The organism is Streptomyces sp. NPDC012935 (genome assembly GCF_042900345.1).
Taxonomy (GTDB): Bacteria; Actinomycetota; Actinomycetes; order Streptomycetales; family Streptomycetaceae; genus Streptomyces.
This window is the reverse complement of sequence record NZ_JBIBBC010000002.1, coordinates 295560-313537: the sequence shown is the minus strand read 5'-3', so window position 1 is coordinate 313537 and position 17978 is coordinate 295560. Positions and strand designations below refer to the sequence as shown.

Here is a 17978-nt window from a genome sequence, read left to right as displayed (position 1 = left end):
GGAACGCAGCGGAAGCAGCCGAAACGCGGGGGCCTTGGTCACAGCGTGCGCAGCAGCACCGCCGGGTGTTCCACGCAGTCCGCCACGTACCGCAGGAAGCCGCCCGCGGTGCCGCCGTCGCAGACCCGGTGGTCGAACGTGAGCGAGAGCTCGACGAGCTGGCGCACCGCCAGTTCGCCCTCGTGCACCCAGGGCTTGGGGATGATGCGGCCGACGCCGAGCATGGCGGCCTCGGGGTGGTTGATGATCGGGGTGGAGCCGTCGACGCCGAACACGCCGTAGTTGTTCAACGTGAAGGTGCCGCCGGTGAGTTCCGCCGGTGTGAGGATGCCCGTCCGGCCCGCCTCGGTCAGCCGGGCGAACTCCGCCGTCAGCGACTCCGCGTCCCGCGCGTGGGCGTCCCGGACGACCGGGACGACGAGCCCGCGCTCGGTCTGCGCGGCGAAGCCGAGGTGCACGTGGTCGAACTGGACGATCTCCCTGGCCTCCATGTCGACCGTGGAGTTGAGCTCGGGGAACCGCGCCAGGGCGGCGGTGGTGATGCGGGCCAGCAGGGCGATCAGGGAGATCTTCGGTCCCCCTGCGGCGTTCATCGCGGTGCGCGCCCGCATGAGCTCCGTCGCGTCGGCGTCCACCCAGCAGGTGGCGTCCGGGATCTCCCGCCGGCTGCGGGAGAGCTTGTCGGCCACGGCACCGCGGACGCCCTTGAGGGGGGTGCGGATGCCGGCGGGAGGGGCGGAGGAACGGACGGGGGGCTGCGCGGTCGGGACGGCAGCGGAGGAGGACGGGGCCGGTGCCGGGGTGGGCGTCACGCGCGCGTGCGGCTCGGCCGACGGCTGTGCCGTGCGCCCGTGCGCCTGAGCGGCCCGCAGGGCGTACTCGACGTCGGCCCGCAGGATCAGCCCGTCCGGGCCGGAGCCGTGCAGCTCCCTCAGGTCCAGGCCGTTCTCCCGGGCGAGGCGGCGGACGAGGGGTGAGATGACCGGCACGGGCCCCTCGATCACGTCCCGTGCGGCAGCGGCGCCGTTGGCGGACACGGGTTCCACTGGGACGGCGGGTGCCGACTCCCCCGGCCGCACCCTTCTGCGCCGCGCCGGTGCCTCGGAGGTGCCGTAGCCGACGAGGACATTGCCGGAGCCCTTGTCCGATGCCGCACCCGAGTCCCCCGCCGGGCCGTCGGAGGCGGGCGCGCCGACGGCCACCGTCAGCAGCGGGGCGCCCACGGGGAGCTCGGAGCCCTCCTCGCCGAAGCGGGCTGTGACCACCCCGGCGTAGGGGCAGGGGACGTCGACCATCGCCTTGGCCGTCTCGACCTCGACGACCGGCTGGTCGACGTCGACGACGTCACCGACCTCCACCAGCCAGCGGACGATCTCCGCCTCGGTGAGCCCCTCCCCGAGGTCGGGGAGCTTGAACTCCAACACCTGTGCCATCAGCTCTCGGCCTCCCACTGCAGACGCCCCACGGCGTCCAGGATCCGGTCCACGCCGGGCAGGTGGTGACGCTCCAGCATCGGCGGCGGGTAGGGGATGTCGAACCCGGCCACACGCAGCACCGGTGCCTCCAGGTGGTGGAAGCAGCGCTCCGTGACCCGGGCCGCGATCTCCCCTCCCGGGCCGCCGAACCCGCCCGACTCGTGCACGACGACCGCTCGCCCGGTCCGCCGTACCGAGGCGGTGACCGTCTCGTCGTCGAACGGCACCAGCGAGCGCAGGTCGACGACCTCCAGGTCCCACCCCTCGTCCCGGGCCGCCTCGGCGGCTTCGAGGCAGACGGGCACGGACGGTCCGTACGTGATGAGCGTGGCGCTCCGGCCGGAGCGCCGCACCACCGCGCGGCCAATCGGTTCAACGCTCTGCGGCTCGTCCGGGTTCCAGGTGTCCTTGGACCAGTACAGCCGCTTGGGCTCCAGGAAGACGACCGGGTCGTCGGAGGCGATGGCGGCGCGCAGCAGTCCGTAGGCGTCGGCGACGGTCGCGGGCGTGACGACATGAAGCCCCGGAGTCGCCATGTAGTACGCCTCGGACGAGTCGCTGTGGTGCTCGACGCCGCCGATGCCGCCGCCGTAGGGGACGCGGATGGTGATGGGGAGCGGCATCTTGCCGCGGGTGCGGTTGCGCGTGCGGGTCACGTGCGAGATGAGCTGCTCGAACGCCGGGTAGGCGAAGGCGTCGAACTGCATCTCCACGACCGGGCGCAGGCCGTACATGGCCATGCCCACCGCCGTGCCCAGGATGCCCGCCTCGGCCAGCGGCGTGTCGGTGCAGCGGTCCTCGCCGAACTCCTTGGCGAGCCCGTCGGTGACCCGGAAGACACCGCCGAGGGTGCCGACGTCCTCACCCATGACGTGCACGGTGGGGTCGTCCGCCATGGCGTCGCGCAGCCCGCGGGTGAGGGCCTGCGCCATGGTGGCCGGCTTGGCGGCGACGGTGGTCATCGGTGCGACCCTTCCGACTCGGCTTCGAGCTCGGCCCTCAACTGGGCCTGCTGTTCCCGCAGTTGCTGGGTGGGCTCGGCGTACACGTCGCTGAACAGGTCCATCGGGTCGAGCGCCGGGTCCTGGTTCATGCGTGCGCGCAGGTCGGCGGCCATGGTCTCGGCAGCGTCCCGCGCGGCCTGCTTGCCGGCCTCGTCGAGCAGACCGCGCTCGGTCAGCTCGTGCTCCAGGAGCGTGATCGGGTCGTGCCCGCGCCAGGTCTCCACCTCGGAGTCGCCGCGGTAGCGGGTCGCGTCGTCGGCGTTGGTGTGGGCGTCGATGCGGTAGGTGATCGCCTCGATCAGCGTGGGACCGCCGCCCGCGCGTGCGTGCCGTACGGCGTCGCTGAGCACCTCGTGCACGGCGGCCGCGTCGTTGCCGTCGACCAGACGGCCGGGCATGCCGTACCCGACGGCCTTGTGGGCCAGCGACGGTGCCGCGGTCTGCTTGGCGAGCGGGACGGAGATCGCGAAGCCGTTGTTCTGGACGAGGAAGACGACCGGTGCCTGCCATACGGCGGCGAAGTTCAACGCCTCGTGGAAGTCGCCCTCGCTGGTGCCGCCGTCACCGACCATGGCGAGCGCGACCACGTCGTCGCCCTTGAGGCGGGCGGCGTGCGCGAGGCCGACGGCGTGCGGGAGCTGGGTGGCGAGCGGCGTGCACAGGGGGGCCACACGGTGCTCGTAGGGGTCGTAGCCGGTGTGCCAGTCGCCGCGCAGCAGGGTCAGCGCCTCGACGGGGTCCACGCCACGTGCGACGACCGCGAGCGTGTCGCGGTAGCTCGGGAAGAGCCAGTCGCGCTCCTCGAGGGCGAGCGCGGCGGCGACCTCGCAGGCCTCCTGGCCGGTGGTGGACGGGTAGACGGCAAGGCGGCCCTGCTTGGTGAGCGCGGTCGCCTGCGCGTTGTACCGGCGGCCGCGCACCAGCTCGGCGTACAGCCGGCGCAGCAGGTCCGGGTCGGCCTTCGCGGCGGCCTCGGTGCCGAGGACGCGGTACGGCTCCGCGTCTGGCAGCAGCGGCGCGGGGTCCATGCGGGGCTGCCAGGCGGGCGGCGGCGATGGCCGGTACGCGCCTCGCTGCTCCATGACCGTCATGACGGCACCTCCTCGTGGGAGCGGCTACGGGAGGCGCAGCTCCAGTGACGCGCCTCACCTACCGATTGTTCGGTCGTCGGCACATTTTGGCTACAGGCGGCCTCAGGCTGTGGACAAACGGTTCTCCACAGCCTCCAATGAACGCAGTACGTCCACGGAGGGAAGGTGGGGGGACATGGCGCCTGAACAAATGGCCGAAAGCCCGGACGGGGGCGCCCCCCTGCCACCGGCGCGGCCGCTCGACGCCATCGACGAGGACATCCTGCAGATGCTCCAGGCGGACGGCCGCGCGTCGATACGGTCGGTCGCCGAGCGGGTCCATGTCTCCCGTGCCAACGCCTACGCCCGCATCAACCGCCTCGTCGAGGACGGCGTCATCCGCGGTTTCGGCGCCCGCGTCAACCACGAACGCGCCGGCCACGGCACCTCGGCCTACATCACTCTCAAGATCGTCCAGAACACCTGGCGCACGGTCCGCGAGCAGCTCAGACAGCTTCCGGGCGCCTCTCACATCGCCCTCGTCGGGGGCGATTTCGATGTCCTGCTGCTGGTCCACACCTCCGACAACAGGGCCCTGCGCGAACTGGTCCTCACCCGTCTCCAGGCGATCCCCGAGGTGCTCAGCACGCGCACGCTGCTGGTCTTCGAGGAGGAGGACCTGGAGCCGCAGGGCTGACTGAGGGCCGATCCGACGGTCAGCCCGAGGTCATCGCCATGGCCATCAGCACCGCGAACAGCACCGGAAGGAGGGCGCATCCGAGCCCGGCACCGGCCGCGGTCATGCGCAGCATCCGCAGGGAGCGGCGGTGCGGCAGCGCCCAGGCGATCGCGAGCAGGACGAACCCCCAGTGGATCACCACTTCGATGCCGCTGGTGCAGCCGTCGGCGCGGAACATGCCGTACTCCCACACCGGGAGCGGCAGTCCGAGCAGGGTCGCCACGCCAGGCGCTTTCCACCATGTCGGGTGGGCGCCGGAGAGCTGCACGTCGTTCTGGATCACGCGTCCCAGCTCACCGGGCCAGGGCGCCTCGGTCCATCGGGCGGCGTACTCGCCCGCCCACGCGCGCGTACTCAGGCCGCCCGTCACGCGAGATCGGCGAGCTCGGCGGTCAGCTCGCCCGGCGCAGTCCCCCGAAGACCAGCCGCGCCACCGTGTCGGCGACCTCGCACTCGTTCATGCCGCGGCCGTCCGGGCGGTACCACTCGACGATCGAGTTGATCATGCCGAAGACGAGCCGGGTCGCCAGCCGGACCTCCACGTCCGCGCGCACCTCGCCGTCGGCGGCGGCCGCCTTCAGCAGGGCGGCGACCTGGTGGTCGAAGTCGCGGCGCCGCTCCAGGGCCCACCGCTCGGTGTCGGTGTTGCCGCGCACCCGCAGCAGCAGCGTCACGTACGGCAGCTCCGCTATGAGCACCTCGACCATGCGCCGTACGACGTACTCCAGCCGGTCGGCGGCGTGCCCCCCGCGCGCGAGCTCCTCGTCGAGGATGGCGAAGAGGCCGTCCAGCGCCCGGCTGACGGCGCGGCGCAGCAGTTCCTCCTTGCCCGTGACGTGGTGGTAGATCGACGACTTGGAGATGCCGGCCGCGCGGGAGAGGTGCTCCATGGAGGTGCCGTCGTAGCCGCGCTCGTTGAAGACCTGCACCGCGACGGTGAGCAGCGTCTCCGGGGTGTACGTGTCGCGCTTGGCGGTGGTCATGAGGTGCTGCCCTCCCGCTTGTCGGAGGCGTACGCGTGGCGGTACAGCGCGAGGGACGGCGCGTAGCGCCCGGAAGGCTCACGCAGGTGCAGGTCGTCGAGGAGGGCGTACGCCCAGTTGCGGCCGAGCCTGCGGCTCCACTCGAAGGGCCCGAGCGGGTAGTTCACGCCCAGGCGCATCGCGGTGTCGATGTCCTCCTCGGTGGCCACCCCCTTGGCCACCGCGTCGTGCGCGAGGTCGACGATCCGGGCGACCGTGCGGGCGACGATCATGCCGGGGACGTCGCCGATGACGCTGACCTTCTTGCCGAGCGCCTGGAAGAGGCCGGTGGCCTCGGCGAGGGTCTGCGACGAGGTGTCCTGGGAGGCGGACAGGGCGATCCGGGTGGCCCGGCGGTAGTCGACGGCGAGGTCGAAGTAGACGACGTCCCGGAACTCCACGGACGTCTGGCCGTCGGCGAGCGCGAGCTGGCCACCGCTCGGCAGCACCAGGCGGCTGCCGTGGTCTTCGTCCTCCTCGCGCACCGGGATGCCCGCCTCGCGGATCAGCGCGAGCAGCTCGGAGGCGGGGCCCAGGTCGCCCTCGACGACGACGTAGGCGGGCTGCCGGGCCTTCTCGGCGGTGTGCGGCTCGGCGGCCTCGGCATCCTCTGCGTAGTCGTACCAGCCGTGCCCGCTCTTGCGGCCCAGCCGGCCGGACTCGACCAGGCGCCGCTGGGCGAGCGACGGCGTGAAGCGCACGTCCTGGAAGAAGGACTGCCAGACGGAGTGGGTGACGGACTCGTTGACGTCCTGCCCGATGAGGTCGGTCAGCTCGAACGCGCCCATCCTGAAGCCGCCGCACTCGCGCAGGACGGCGTCAATGGTGGCCGGATCGGCGCCCTGGGCCTCGTAGACCGCGAAGGCCTCGGCGTAGAAGGGCCGCGCGATGCGGTTGACGATGAAGCCGGGGGTGTCCGCGCAGGCGACCGGCGTCTTGCCCCACGCGCGAGCCGTCTCGTACGCGCGCGTGGCCGATGTGACGTCGGTGGCGAACCCGGAGACGACCTCGACCAGCGGCAGCAGCGGCGCGGGGTTGAAGAAGTGCAGGCCGACGAAGCGGCCGGGGTTGTCCAGAGCGCCGCCGATGGCCGTCACCGACAGGGACGAGGTGTTGGTGGCGAGCAGACAGTCCTCGCCGACGATGCCCTCCAGCTCGCGCAGGAGCTCCTGCTTGACGTCGAGGCGCTCCAGGACGGCCTCGATCACCAGGGTGCAGTCCGCGAGCTCGGTGAGGGACTCGGCGGGCAGCAGCCGCGCGCGGGCCGCGTCCCGGTCGGCGCCGGTGAGGCGGTCCTTCTCGACGAGCCGGTCGAGGCGCGCGCCGATCGCGTCCGCGGCGGCCTGGGCGCGTCCCGGAGCAGCGTCGTACAGCCGTACGGGGTGGCCCGCCACCAACGCGACCTGGGCGATGCCCTGGCCCATGGTGCCGGTGCCGACGACGGCCACGGGGCTGCTGAGGTCGAGTGCTGTCATGTGCGCGATCCTCCCGCACGGGGTTTTCCACAGATGCGGCGGACCCCCTTGAACCGACCGATCGTTCGGTTACTCTAACTCTGACTGGCCTTTCCTGCCCATGTTTCTGCCCAGGTCATGAGCTCGACGGAGAGCTCTTGAAACGAGGAGTTGGTCCCGCATGGCCGCCGAACTGACCGCCCACGAGCTGATCGCCAAGCACCGGCCCACCCTCGACCAGGCGCTGGAAGCGATCCGCACACGTGCGTACTGGTCCCCGCACCCCGAGCACCCCAAGGCCTACGGCGAGAACGGCAGCCTGGACGCGGCGGCGGGCAAGGCCGCCTTCGACGCCCTCCTCGGCGGCCGCCTCGACCTCGGCCAGCCCGGCACCGACGGCTGGGTGGGCGGCGAGGCCTCTCCGTACGGCATCGAGCTGGGCGTCGAGTACCCGCACGCGGACATCGACGAGCTGCTGCCCGCCATGAAGTCCGGCATGCGGGCCTGGCGGGACGCGGGCGCGGAGATGCGCGCGGTGGTCTGTCTGGAGATCCTCAAGCGGATCAGCGACCGCACGCACGAGTTCGCGCACGCGGTCATGCACACCTCCGGCCAGGCCTTCATGATGTCGTTCCAGGCGGGCGGCCCGCACGCGCAGGACCGCGGCATGGAGGCGGTGGCGTACGCGTACGTCGAGCAGGTGCGCACCCCCGACGCGGCGGAGTGGACCAAGCCGCAGGGCAAGCGCGACCCGCTCGCCCTGAACAAGCAGTTCACGCCGGTCCCGCGCGGGATCGCGATGGTCATCGGCTGCAACACCTTCCCGACCTGGAACGGCTACCCGGGCCTGTTCGCCTCCCTCGCCACCGGCAACGCGGTCCTGGTGAAGCCCCACCCGCGCGCGGTCCTGCCGCTCGCGCTCACCGTGCAGGTCGCCCGGCAGGTGCTCACCGAGGCCGGCTTCGACGCGAACCTGGTCGCGCTGGCCGCCGAGCGCCCCGGCGAGGGCATCGCCAAGACGCTGGCCACCCGCCCGGAGATCCGGATCATCGACTACACGGGCTCGACCGTCTTCGGCGACTGGCTGGAGGCAAACGCCCGCCAGGCGCAGGTCTACACGGAGAAGGCCGGCGTCAACACGGTGATCGTCGACTCGACGGACAACTACAAGGGCATGCTGTCCAACCTGGCGTTCTCGCTGTCCCTGTACAGCGGCCAGATGTGCACCACCCCGCAGAACCTGCTCATCCCCCGTGACGGCATCCGCACCGAGGAGGGCCCCCGGACCTTCGACGAGGTCGTCGCCGACCTCGCCCGCTCGGTCGACGGCCTCCTCGGCGACGACGCCCGCGCGAACGCGCTGCTCGGTGCGATCGTCAACCCCGACGTCAAGGCCCGCCTGGAGGCCGCCGCCGGCCTCGGCGAAGTCGCCCTCGCCTCCCGCGAGATCGCGAACCCGGAGTTCCCGGACGCCGTGGTCCGTACGCCGGTGATCGTGAAGCTGGACGGCGCCAAGCCGGACGACGAGGCCGCCTACATGAGCGAGTGCTTCGGCCCGGTCTCCTTCGCCGTCGCGGTCGACTCGGCCGCGGACGCGGTGGAGTTGCTGCGGCGGACGGTGCGCGAGAAGGGCGCGATGACGGTCGGTGCGTACACCACCGACGACGAGGTCGAGCAGGCCGTGCAGGAAGCCTGCCTGGAGGAGGCGGCCCAGCTGTCACTGAACCTCACGGGCGGGGTGTACGTGAACCAGACGGCCGCGTTCTCCGACTTCCACGGTTCGGGCGGCAACCCTGCGGCCAACTCGGCGCTGTGCGACGGGGCGTTCGTGGCGAACCGGTTCCGCGTCGTCGAGGTGCGGCGGGAGGCCTAAGCCCTGAAGGCGCCCCCGGTGAGACTCCAGTGGTACAGCGTCATCGCCACACTGGTCGCGAGGTTGTAGCTGGAGACCTGGGGGCGCATCGGCAAGGCCACCAAATGGTCGGCACGCGCGCGCAGTTCGGCCGACAGGCCGGTGCGCTCGGAGCCGAAGGCGAGGACGGCGTCGTCCGGGAGCTTGCTACCCCGGATGTCGTCGCCCTCGGGATCCAGGGCGAACAGCGGCCCGGGCGGCAGCTCTGCCACGCCGAGCCGCTCCACGGCGGTCGCGAAGTGCAGCCCCGCCCCGCCGCGCACGACCGTCGGATGCCAGGGGTCGAGGGTGCCGGTGGTGACGACGCCGGTCGCGCCGAAGCCGGCGGCCAGCCGGATCACGGCGCCCGCGTTGCCGAGGTTGCGCGGGTTGTCGAGGACCACGACAGGGGCGGTGCGCGGGGTGTGCGCCAGCTTCTCCAGGTTGGCGGCGCGAGGCGGCCGTACGGCCAGAGCGGCGACCCCGGTGGGGTGCGGGCGCGGCACCAGCGAGGTGTACGTCGACTCCGGGACCTGCGTCAGGAGCGCGTCCAGGTCGCCGCGTACGTCCGGCGCCAGCTCGTCGGCGAGGGCCAGCGCCGCATCCCGGTCGACGGCGACCGCGACCGGGACCTCGGCGCCGAAGCGCACGGCGTGCTTGAGGGCGTGGAAGCCGTCGAGCAGCACGGAGGTGCCGGCGAGCCGGTTCCACGAGGTCACGGTCATGCCGTGAAGCCTACGTGCGCGTGCTCGGGGTTCTCCGGGGCGCGGGGGCCCGGCAGGTCCGTACGGTCGTCACCGCGCCGGACCAGCCCCGACAGGCCGCCACGCGCGCGTGCCGCCCAGCCGCCGAGGCGGCGCAGGAACGACGCCGGCAGGAAGACCGCGTCCGCTGCGATCATCGCCAGGGAGAAGAACGGCAGCCCGAGGACGACCGCGATCACGGCATGCTCGGTGATCATCGCGGCGAGGAGGACGTTCTTGACCCGTCGGTTGAACAGCGTGAACGGGAAGGCGACCTGGACGATGACCGTGCCGTAGGTGATGAGCATCACCATCGTGCCGCTGGACGACAGCAGGTCGGCGAGGGCGGGCCAGGGGGAGAAGTAGTCGAGGTGCAGCGGGTAGTGGACGGCGGTGCCGTCCTGCCAGCGGGAGCCCTGGATCTTGTACCAGCCGGCGGTCGCGTAGATCAGGCACGCCTCGGCCATGATCACCAGCAGGGCACCGTTGTGGACGATGTTGCCGATGACGTCGAGCAGGATCCGGGGCTGCTCGGTCCGCGCGAGCCGGCCCACGATCCACCGCACGGCCAGGGCGAGCCAGACGCCCCACAGGATCAGCGGCACGGTCAGGTCGCCGTCGAGACGGCCCGCCGCGGTCACGGCGACCAGCGCGAACCCGAGCACGCTCCACAGGAGCGGACCGATCCGGTCCGGCCCGACCCGCTCTCCACGCGCGTGTGCCTCGCCCGCGCGCCTGGCCCGGCGCTCGTCCAGCGACCAGACCTGGCCGCAGCGCGTGAATACGAGGTAGACGCACATCAGGTGCAGGACGTTGTCGCCGCCGTCGCCCATGAAGATGGAGCGGTTCTGCAGCGAGAGCACGCCGACCATGAACAGCACGGACATCGTGCGGGTGCGCCAGCCGAGCAGCAGCAGCACGCTGGTCAGGACGGCCAGGACGTAGACGCTCTCGAACCAGAACCGGCTGCTCGACCAGATCAGCGCCGTGAAGGCGCCGTTCGTCCCGATCAGCTGCTGGCCCAGGTCGAAGTCCCAGGGACCGTCGGGGCCGTACATCTCCAGGCGGTGCGGAAACTCACGCAGCAGGAACAGCAGCCAGGTCGCGGTGAAGCCGATGCGGATCACGGCCGTCTGGTACGGGCCGAGGGCGGACCCGGTGACGCGGGCGATGCCGGTGGAGATCGCGAGTGAGAAGCGGTTCACCGGGCGCTCCCCTCTTGCGCGCCCGCGCTGTCGGTCGCGTTGCCGGTCGCGTCGGCCGAGACCGACCACCACGGCAGCATCCGGTAGGACGGCTTGTCCGAGACCTGCTCGTCGCTCCACTTGGGCGGGTGCACGTTGGTGGTGCGGGAGCGGACCTGGACGCGTTCGAGGACGCCGCTCTCACCGGCCGCGCCGGCGCGGTCGAGGCGCAGTTCCACGATGCGCCGCAGATACGTCTCGGACAGGGCGCCGCGCAGGCCCACGGGACGGTTCCCGGCGTCATGCGTGGCGACGAAGAAGTCCCAGGCCCGGCGCAGCTCGTTCTGCTGGGTGTGGCTGGGCAGCAGATTGCCGTCGATGGCCCGGCCGTCCTGGGCTGACAGGTCGTACCAGCCGGTGGTGCGGCGCCCGCCGTCGGCCGTGCCGACCTGGGCGCGGACCTGCACCGCGATGTTCTGCTGCAGCGGGTTGGGGGCAAACAGCTTCCAGTTCTGTTCGAACTCCGGGTATATCCAGTCGTCTATCGCCTTGCCGTGCTGCTTGGTGACCGTGTTCGGCGGGGCGACGTGCAGAAAGACCATGCCTATGTGGACACAGACGGCGATCGCCACGACCGCGAGGGCGAGGGCGGCACCGATCTGGTAGCGCAGGGAGAGCGCCGCCACGCCGGTGCGGGGTTCGGCGGACGGCACCGCTGGCGACGGCTCGACGGCGGGCGGGGCAGCGACGTCCCGCGGCTCCTCGTCCGGCCCGTGCCGGGCGGCCGAGCGTGCGTCGTACGCGTCCATGTAGCCCCGTTCCCCGATTCCGGTCCGTATTCCCTCAGCCCTCGGCGTTCGCACGGGAACGGTACTCAGGCCCACCCGCCGGGCAAAGCCCCAGCCGGGCCGCCGTCGTCCACACCTTACGGGGGTCCTACACGGCCGGACGGGGCCCTGCGTGGGTCCTCCACAGAGCATTCCCTTCTTCTAGAACCTGTTCTATCTTGACGCTCCGTCAGATCGCCGTGGGTGTGGACGTGTGGAAGGGCAGGGACCGTGGACTTCACCTTCACCGAGGAGCAGCAGGCGGCGGCCGAGGCGGCGCGCGGGGTGTTCGCCGGGGTCGCGCCGGACTCCGTGCCCTCTCCCGCGCTCACGCCGGGTGCCGTCGCCGACGACTTCGACCGCGCACTGTGGGGCCGGCTCGCGGACGCCGACCTGCTGAGTCTGCTGCTCGCGCAGGAGTACGGCGGGTCGGGCCTCGACGCCGTCGCGCTGTGCCTGGTGCTGCGCGAGTCGGCGAAGGTACTGGCCCGGGTGCCGCTGCTGGAGAGCAGCGCGGCCACGGCGGCCGTCCAGGCGTACGGCGGACCCGAACTGAAGGCCGAGCTGCTGGCGCGGGCGGGGCGCGGTCAGGCCGTGCTCACGGTCGCCGCGCACGGCCGCACCGGCCACGACCCGGCCGAGCTCGCGGTGACCGCCCGGCAGGATTCCGGTTCCGGTTCGGGGTGGGTGCTGGACGGGGTGCAGACGGCGGTGCCCTGGGCGTACGACGCCGATCTCGTCGTCGTGCCGGCCCGTACGGCCGCCGACCGGACCGTCCTCGCGCTGGTCCCGCGCGAGGCGCGGGGGGTCTCGCTCGCCGAGCAGTTCTCGACCAGCGGGGAGCGGCTGGGGGAGCTGCGGCTGGACTCGGTGGAGCTCGCGGGGCGGGACGTCATCGACGCCGAGGGGGCGTGGGAGTGGCTGCGGGAGCTGCTGACCACGGGGACGTGTGCGCTGGCACTCGGGCTGGGTGAGCGAGTGCTGGGGATGACCTCGGAGTACACGGGCAAGCGGGAGCAGTTCGGGCATCCGATCGCCACGTTCCAGGCGGTCGCCGTGCAGTCCGCCGACCGCTACATCGACCTGCGCGCGATGGAGGTCACCCTGTGGCAGGCGGCGTGGCGGATCGCCTCGGGGGCGCCCGGAGCGCTGCCCGCCTCAGGAGACGTGGCCGTGGCGAAGATCTGGGCCTCGGAGGGCGTACGCCGGGTCGTGCAGACGGCCCAGCATCTGCACGGCGGCTTCGGCGCCGACGTCGACTATCCGCTGCACCGGTACCACGCCTGGGCCAAGCACCTTGAGCTGACGCTCGGCCCGGCGGCGGCACACGAGGAGGCGCTGGGAGACCTGCTGGCGGCGCATCCGCTGGGCTGACCTGCGGATACCGGGTGCTGGGGTGACGTGCGGTCCTACAGGACGAAGCCCGGCTGACCCTCGTCGTTCACCACGGGACGTCCCACCGCCGCCCACACCTGCATGCCGCCGTCGACGTTCACGGCGTCGATGCCCTGCTGGACGAGGTACATCGCGACCTGCGCCGAGCGGCCGCCGGAGCGGCAGATCACATGGACGCGGCCGTCCTGCGGGGCGGCCTCGGTCAGCTCGCCGTAGCGGGCCACGAAGTCGCTGATGGGGATGTGCAGGGCCTTCTCGGCGTGACCCGCCTGCCACTCGTCGTCCTCGCGGACGTCCAGCAGGAAGTCGTCGTCCTTGAGGTCGGTGACCTCGACTGTCGGCACGCCAGATCCGAAATGCATGGGTCCGACGCTACCGGACGGGTGCGGGTGCCCGGCGGGGCTCCCACGGGGAGGCCCCGTCAGGGCGATTTCCGGCCCCTAGCCGAGCAGCGTTGCCAGTTCCGCTTCCCTCGCCTCGACCTGGGCCAGGAGCTGGTCGGCGATCTCGTCGAGGAGGCGGTCGGGGTCGTCCGGGGCCAGGCGGAGCATCGCACCGATCGCGCTCTCCTCGAGGTCGTTCGCGACCAGCGCGAGCAGCTCCTTGCGCTGGGCGAGCCACTCGAGGCGGGCGTAGAGCTCCTCGGCCGGGGTCGGGCCCTGCTCCTTCGGCACCGGTCCCGCGGCCCACTCCTCGGCCAGCTCCCGCAGCAGCGCCTCGTCGCCGCGGGCGTAGGCCGCGTTGACGCGGGTGATGAACTCCTCGCGCCTCGAACGCTCGGCCGCCTCCTGGGCGAGGTCGGGGTGGGCCTTGCGGGCCAGCTCGCGGTAGAGCTTGCGGGCCTCGTCGCTGGGGCGCACTCGCTGCGGGGGCCGTACCGGCTGGTCCGTGAGCATCGCCGCGGCCTCCGGGAACAGCCCCTCGCCGTCCATCCAGCCGTGGAACAGCTCCTCGACGCCCGGCATCGGCAGCACGCGGGCGCGCGCCTCGTCGGCCTTGCGGATGTCCTCGGGGTCGCCGGTGCGGGCGGCTGTGGCCTCGGCGATCCGGGCGTCCAGTTCGTCGAGGCGGGCGTACATCGGGCCGAGCTTCTGGTGGTGCAGCCGGGAGAAGTTCTCCACCTCGACGCGGAACGTCTCCACCGCGATCTCGTACTCGATCAACGCCTGCTCTGCGGCCCGCACGGCCCGCTCCAGCCGCGCCTCGGGCCGCTCCGTCCCGTCCTCGGCCGGCATCTGTGCCTCACCACCCTGCTCAGCTCCGCCTGCGGGCACCTCGGCACCGCCCGACGTCCCCGCACCAGCGGGCTCGGCCTGGGACTGTTCAGCTTCCGGCGTCGTCACCCGACCAGCGTAGGCCACACGTGCCTGGCCCTTCGTGCCCCGCGGCTCCGCTCCGGCCGCTCGGGCTCTTCGCCCCAGTCGGCCTGGGCCCTCCGCGCCGTGCGGTTCCGGCCCTCCTCACCCCAGGCGGCCTGCCTCTCGTGCCCCGCGGCTCCGCCCCGGAGCCTCCGGGTCTTCATCTCAGTAGCCGGGACCTTCGTGCCCTACGGCTCCGCCAGCCGGGGGGCCTTCCTGCCCTATGGCTCCGCCAGCCGGACCTTCGTGCCCTACGGCTCCGCCGCGCGGCCCCAGCACCTCGCACTGGCGTCCCCGGACCTGCGCCCGGTAAGCCCGGACGCTCAGGCCGGCGTCCCGGAGCTTCGCCCAGCAGGCCCGGCCCCTCACTCTCTCCCGCTCGGCCCTGTCGCCGGCGGGGCCGGACCTCGCGCGACATCAGGTCCTTCACCCAGCGTCTGCCGGTGAAGTCGTAGTGGCCGGGGTCGGTGTCGGACGCGCGTGCGCCGGACGGCAGGTCCTCCGCGAGCTCGGGCAGCCGGGCCGGACAGGCGGTCGGGTCGATCACGCCGACCGGCTCGCCGGGCCCACCCGCGCCGAGGGTGACGTACCTCACCGAGCCCTCCGCGCGAACCAACCGCCGCCCCTCAGACCCCCGTCTCCGCCTCGATCCGCCCCGCCCGTACCGCCGACACCAGCGCGGTGTGGTCCGCTTCGGTGCGGTCGGCGTAGCTGACGGCGAATGTGGCGATCGCCTCGTCCAGTTCCTCGTTCTTGCCGCAGTAGCCGGCGATCAGGCGGGGGTCGGCGCTGTGGGAGTGGGCGCGGGCCAACAGGGCGCCTGTCATGCGGGCGTAGTCGTCTATCTGGTCGGCGGCCAGTGCGGCCGGGTCGACGCTGCCCTTGCGGTTGCGGAACTGGCGTACCTGGAAGGGCCGCCCCTCGACGGTCGTCCAGCCCAGCAGGATGTCGCTGACCACCTGCATCCGCTTCTGGCCGAGCACCACGCGCCGCCCCTCGTGCTCCGGCTCCGGCACTTCGAAGCCGGCCGTCACCAGGTGCGGGACGAGGGCCGAGGGGCGGACTTCCTTCACCTGGAGGACCAGTGACTCGCCCCGGTGGTCCAGGAGCAGGACGACGTACGAGCGTGTGCCCACGCTGCCCGTGCCCACCACGCGGAACGCCACGTCGTGCACGGCGTGCCGGGCGAGCAGGGGGTGGCGGTCCTCGGAGAGCGTGCCGAGGTAGCTCTCCAGCGACGCCGCGACCGCCGCGGCCTCCGCGTCCGCAACCCGGCGCAGCACCGGCGGGGCGTCGACGAAGCGGCGGCCTCCGTCCCCGGTCGCCTCCGTCGACTTCGCCGCGAAGCGCCCGCTGGTGTTGCCCCGCGCCTTCTCCGCCACCCGCTCCAGCGTGCCGATCAGGTCGTGGGCGTCGGTGTGGGAGACCAGTTCCTCGTTCGCGATCGCGTTCCACGCGTCCAGCACCGGGAGCTTGGCCAGCAGGCGCATGGTGCGCCGGTAGGCACCCACCGTGTCGTTCGCCGCCTTGCGGCACGCGTCCTCGTCCGCGCCTGCCTCCCGGCCCGCGAGCACGAGAGAGGTGGCGAGCCGCTTGAGGTCCCACTCCCAGGGGCCGTACAGCGTCTCGTCGAAGTCGTTCAGATCGATGACCAGGCCGCCGCGCGCGTCGCCGTACAGGCCGAAGTTCGCCGCGTGTGCGTCGCCGCAGATCTGGGCGCGGATCCGGGTCATGGGGGTGCGGGCGAGGTCGTACGCCATGAGCCCCGCAGAGCCGCGCAGGAACGCGAAGGGCGTCGCCGCCATCCGGCCGACCCTTATCGGCGTGAGCTCGGGGAGCCGGCCGAGGTTGGACTCCTCGACTGCGGCCACGGCGTCGGGACGGGCGGCGTCCAGGTCGAGGACCGCGTGGTCACCGCGCGGCACCCGCCTGCGCAGTGCCTTGCCCTCCTCCTTGGGCGATCCGCCGCCGGGCCACTCGGCGAAGCCGCGCACGCTGGGCAGCCGGTGCGCCACGGAATCCGACGACGACTCCGATGCCACCGCGGCGACCTGCGCCGTAGCCTCCGCACCGACCTCGGTCATACCGACCGCCTCCCCCGCTCACGCACGAACATCAACTCATGCCGACGTTACAGCCGGTGGCCGAAACGCGTCAGACCCTGTGGACAACTCCGCGGTTGTGGAAAACACCGCTCGGCGCGGTGGCGTAACGCCGGGACCAGGGTGCAGCGATCCGCCTCGGCCGTTCTCCGGCCACGGCACGTCCGCCTCAGCGGCTATCCGACCCTCCGCCTCAGCGGTTAACCGGCCCTCCGCCTCAGCGGTTAACCGGCCCTCCGCCTCAGCAGTTCTCGGGCCCTTCCCCGCCCGCGAGGTACTCCTTCGCCCACAGACCCAGCTCGGTGAGCCCGGGCTCGAGCGCGGAGCCCGCCGCCGTCAGCCGGTACACCACTCGCAGCGGCGGCCCCTCGTACACCTCGCGCACCACCAGCCCGGCGGCGGCGAGTTCGGTCAGCCGGTCGGAGAGCATGCGCTCGCTGATGCCGGGAATCGCCCGGCGCAGGGCGACGAAGTACGCGGGCCCCGCGGTCAGCACGGACACGATCGGGCCGGTCCAGCGCTTGCCGAGCAGCTGGAAGACGCGGGTGATGCCCTCGTCGACCCGTTTGCACGCCGATACGTCGTGACTCTGCTCACCCGCCATGCCTTTCAGGGTACTGCCCTGCGGTACGGGGATGAAAAAAAGTAAGTGACTGTGTTATCCATAGTCGAGTACGAATACTCAGTAACTGCGGGAAGGTGCAGCGAGCCCCTGCCCGCTTGCCATCCGCTTTCGTCCCTCTGGAGACCCCCATGGCAACGCTCCTGCACATCGACTCCTCGGTCTTCCCGACCGACGCCTCCTCGTCCCGCGCCGTCACCGACGCGTTTCGCCGCATCTGGCAGGAACAGCACCCCGAGGGCACGGTGATCCACCGCGACCTGGCCTTGAACCCGGTGCCGCACATCTCCGCCCACGCCCACACCGCCGGCTTCGCCGATCCGGCCACGCACACGCCCGAGCAGGCCGCGGCCTTCGCCGAGCGCGTGACACTGATCGAGGAACTGGAGCGGGCGGACGCCGTGCTGATCGGCGCCCCGATGTACAACCTGACGATCCCGTCGACGCTGAAGGCCTGGCTGGACCAGGTGGTCCTGTTCGGCCGTACGGCAGGAGACGCCCAGTCCGTCAAGGGCACCCCGGTCACCGTCGTGGCCAGCCGCGGCGGCGCATACGGACCGGGCACTCCGCGCGAGGGTTACGAGTACGTGCAGAACTACCTGTCGGCGGTCCTGGCCGACTTCCTCGGCGCCGACCTCGAGTTCATCGTTCCGGAGCTCACCATGGCCCCGGCCAACCCGGCGATGGCCGACCTGGTCCCCCTTTTCGAGGCCTCCCGCCAGCGCGCCCTCGACGAGGCCGCCGCGAAGGCGAAGCAGCTGGCTCAGCGGATCGCGGCGTAGCCACATCGCACGCGGTCGCAGGGCAGTCGCCAACTGCCGCATGTCGCCTGCCGCATTGCAGTCACGCGCGCGTGGGAGAACCCGCTCCGGCGAACGGGGCCCTACGCGCGCGTGGCGATGCGCAGGCCGGGGAGCCGCTACGACGCCGAGTACGTCACCTGAAGCCGCCGACCGAGGCACGCATCGCGACGCTTCATGGGTCACGCTTCACGGGTCACGGGTCACGGGTCACGGGTCACGGGTCACGGGTCACGGGTCACGGGTCACGGGTCACGGGTCACGGGTCACGGGTCACGGGTCACGGGTCACG

General features: G+C 72.1%; 17 protein-coding genes. 4 read left to right on the top strand and 13 right to left on the bottom strand.

The window, feature by feature from the left end:
* Positions 1–38 precede the first annotated feature (38 nt).
* From ACFY5C_RS06770 to pdhA, 3 genes are read right to left on the bottom strand one after another with little or no spacing between them, the layout of a single operon-like run.
* Positions 39–1433 carry a dihydrolipoamide acetyltransferase family protein gene (locus ACFY5C_RS06770; protein WP_389441295.1) on the bottom strand — a complete coding sequence of 465 codons (1395 nt, stop codon included), beginning with the start codon at positions 1431–1433 and terminating at the stop codon, positions 39–41.
* Positions 1433–2437, bottom strand: coding sequence for an alpha-ketoacid dehydrogenase subunit beta (locus ACFY5C_RS06765; RefSeq protein ID WP_389441292.1), 1005 nt, complete (start codon positions 2435–2437; stop codon positions 1433–1435). The genes ACFY5C_RS06770 and ACFY5C_RS06765 overlap by 1 nt, the downstream gene beginning before the upstream one ends.
* Entirely contained in the window at positions 2434–3570 is a 1137-nt protein-coding gene (pdhA, locus tag ACFY5C_RS06760; RefSeq protein ID WP_389441290.1) for a pyruvate dehydrogenase (acetyl-transferring) E1 component subunit alpha, read from the bottom strand. Before pdhA ends, ACFY5C_RS06765 begins: the two co-directional genes overlap by 4 nt.
* Before the next feature lie 190 nt (positions 3571–3760).
* Here pdhA and ACFY5C_RS06755 point away from each other — a divergent pair, with 190 nt between their 5' ends.
* Positions 3761–4246 (top strand): Lrp/AsnC family transcriptional regulator, encoded by a 486-nt coding sequence (locus tag ACFY5C_RS06755; RefSeq protein WP_389442182.1) that lies wholly within the window; start codon positions 3761–3763, stop codon positions 4244–4246.
* A 19-nt stretch (positions 4247–4265) separates the two neighbouring features.
* On the opposite strand, the gene ACFY5C_RS06750 is transcribed toward ACFY5C_RS06755, so the two are convergent.
* From ACFY5C_RS06750 to ACFY5C_RS06740, 3 genes are all read right to left on the bottom strand, one after another.
* The gene (locus tag ACFY5C_RS06750) at positions 4266–4571 is read right to left on the bottom strand and encodes a hypothetical protein (protein WP_389441288.1); all 306 of its coding nucleotides are present in this window, start codon (positions 4569–4571) and stop codon (positions 4266–4268) included.
* Positions 4572–4680: 109 nt separating this feature from the next.
* Complete coding sequence (locus ACFY5C_RS06745) at positions 4681–5271, bottom strand: TetR/AcrR family transcriptional regulator (RefSeq protein ID WP_389441286.1); 591 nt, start codon at positions 5269–5271, stop codon at positions 4681–4683.
* Positions 5268–6785 (bottom strand): 3-hydroxyacyl-CoA dehydrogenase, encoded by a 1518-nt coding sequence (locus ACFY5C_RS06740; protein ID WP_389441284.1) that lies wholly within the window; start codon positions 6783–6785, stop codon positions 5268–5270. The genes ACFY5C_RS06745 and ACFY5C_RS06740 overlap by 4 nt, the downstream gene beginning before the upstream one ends.
* A gap of 160 nt (positions 6786–6945) precedes the next feature.
* Here ACFY5C_RS06740 and paaN point away from each other — a divergent pair, with 160 nt between their 5' ends.
* A complete protein-coding gene (paaN, locus tag ACFY5C_RS06735) occupies positions 6946–8637 on the top strand; it encodes a phenylacetic acid degradation protein PaaN (protein WP_389441281.1) in 1692 nt (563 codons plus the stop codon).
* Here paaN and ACFY5C_RS06730 read toward each other — a convergent pair.
* Genes ACFY5C_RS06730 through ACFY5C_RS06720 form a run of 3 tightly spaced genes read right to left on the bottom strand, consistent with a single transcriptional unit; the run spans position 8634 to position 11391 of the window.
* The gene (locus ACFY5C_RS06730; protein ID WP_389441279.1) at positions 8634–9380 is read right to left on the bottom strand and encodes a TrmH family RNA methyltransferase; all 747 of its coding nucleotides are present in this window, start codon (positions 9378–9380) and stop codon (positions 8634–8636) included. The genes paaN and ACFY5C_RS06730 overlap by 4 nt on opposite strands.
* Complete coding sequence (locus ACFY5C_RS06725) at positions 9377–10603, bottom strand: HTTM domain-containing protein (RefSeq protein WP_389441276.1); 1227 nt, start codon at positions 10601–10603, stop codon at positions 9377–9379. Before ACFY5C_RS06725 ends, ACFY5C_RS06730 begins: the two co-directional genes overlap by 4 nt.
* Positions 10600–11391, bottom strand: a complete 792-nt coding sequence (locus tag ACFY5C_RS06720; RefSeq protein WP_389441273.1) for a DUF5819 family protein — start codon at positions 11389–11391, stop codon at positions 10600–10602. Before ACFY5C_RS06720 ends, ACFY5C_RS06725 begins: the two co-directional genes overlap by 4 nt.
* Positions 11392–11640: 249 nt before the next feature.
* Between ACFY5C_RS06720 and ACFY5C_RS06715 the strand changes: the two genes are divergently transcribed.
* Positions 11641–12783 carry an acyl-CoA dehydrogenase family protein gene (locus tag ACFY5C_RS06715; RefSeq protein ID WP_389441270.1) on the top strand — a complete coding sequence of 381 codons (1143 nt, stop codon included), beginning with the start codon at positions 11641–11643 and terminating at the stop codon, positions 12781–12783.
* 35 nt (positions 12784–12818) lie between these two features.
* On the opposite strand, the gene ACFY5C_RS06710 is transcribed toward ACFY5C_RS06715, so the two are convergent.
* From ACFY5C_RS06710 to ACFY5C_RS06695, 4 genes are all read right to left on the bottom strand, one after another.
* The gene (locus ACFY5C_RS06710; protein ID WP_328430494.1) at positions 12819–13148 is read right to left on the bottom strand and encodes a rhodanese-like domain-containing protein; all 330 of its coding nucleotides are present in this window, start codon (positions 13146–13148) and stop codon (positions 12819–12821) included.
* 96 nt (positions 13149–13244) lie between these two features.
* The gene (locus tag ACFY5C_RS06705; protein WP_389441267.1) at positions 13245–14147 is read right to left on the bottom strand and encodes a J domain-containing protein; all 903 of its coding nucleotides are present in this window, start codon (positions 14145–14147) and stop codon (positions 13245–13247) included.
* A gap of 641 nt (positions 14148–14788) precedes the next feature.
* Positions 14789–16246 carry a DUF2252 domain-containing protein gene (locus ACFY5C_RS06700; protein WP_389441265.1) on the bottom strand — a complete coding sequence of 486 codons (1458 nt, stop codon included), beginning with the start codon at positions 16244–16246 and terminating at the stop codon, positions 14789–14791.
* Between the two features lie 259 nt (positions 16247–16505).
* Positions 16506–16868 (bottom strand): winged helix-turn-helix transcriptional regulator, encoded by a 363-nt coding sequence (locus ACFY5C_RS06695; protein ID WP_389441263.1) that lies wholly within the window; start codon positions 16866–16868, stop codon positions 16506–16508.
* A 149-nt stretch (positions 16869–17017) separates the two neighbouring features.
* Between ACFY5C_RS06695 and ACFY5C_RS06690 the strand changes: the two genes are divergently transcribed.
* Positions 17018–17668 (top strand): FMN-dependent NADH-azoreductase, encoded by a 651-nt coding sequence (locus ACFY5C_RS06690; protein ID WP_389441261.1) that lies wholly within the window; start codon positions 17018–17020, stop codon positions 17666–17668.
* The last annotated feature ends 310 nt before the right edge of the window (positions 17669–17978 follow it).

Coding starts and splice junctions, on each gene's coding strand:
- ACFY5C_RS06755 (WP_389442182.1), top strand. CDS start 3,761: ATGGCCGAAAGCCCGGACGGGGGCGCCCCCCTGCCACCGGCGCGGCCG.
- ACFY5C_RS06765 (WP_389441292.1), bottom strand. CDS start 2,437: ATGACCACCGTCGCCGCCAAGCCGGCCACCATGGCGCAGGCCCTCACC.
- ACFY5C_RS06730 (WP_389441279.1), bottom strand. CDS start 9,380: ATGACCGTGACCTCGTGGAACCGGCTCGCCGGCACCTCCGTGCTGCTC.
- ACFY5C_RS06740 (WP_389441284.1), bottom strand. CDS start 6,785: ATGACAGCACTCGACCTCAGCAGCCCCGTGGCCGTCGTCGGCACCGGC.
- paaN (WP_389441281.1), top strand. CDS start 6,946: ATGGCCGCCGAACTGACCGCCCACGAGCTGATCGCCAAGCACCGGCCC.
- ACFY5C_RS06690 (WP_389441261.1), top strand. CDS start 17,018: ATGGCAACGCTCCTGCACATCGACTCCTCGGTCTTCCCGACCGACGCC.
- ACFY5C_RS06770 (WP_389441295.1), bottom strand. CDS start 1,433: ATGGCACAGGTGTTGGAGTTCAAGCTCCCCGACCTCGGGGAGGGGCTC.
- ACFY5C_RS06720 (WP_389441273.1), bottom strand. CDS start 11,391: ATGGACGCGTACGACGCACGCTCGGCCGCCCGGCACGGGCCGGACGAG.
- ACFY5C_RS06700 (WP_389441265.1), bottom strand. CDS start 16,246: ATGACCGAGGTCGGTGCGGAGGCTACGGCGCAGGTCGCCGCGGTGGCA.
- ACFY5C_RS06745 (WP_389441286.1), bottom strand. CDS start 5,271: ATGACCACCGCCAAGCGCGACACGTACACCCCGGAGACGCTGCTCACC.
- ACFY5C_RS06695 (WP_389441263.1), bottom strand. CDS start 16,868: ATGGCGGGTGAGCAGAGTCACGACGTATCGGCGTGCAAACGGGTCGAC.
- pdhA (WP_389441290.1), bottom strand. CDS start 3,570: ATGACGGTCATGGAGCAGCGAGGCGCGTACCGGCCATCGCCGCCGCCC.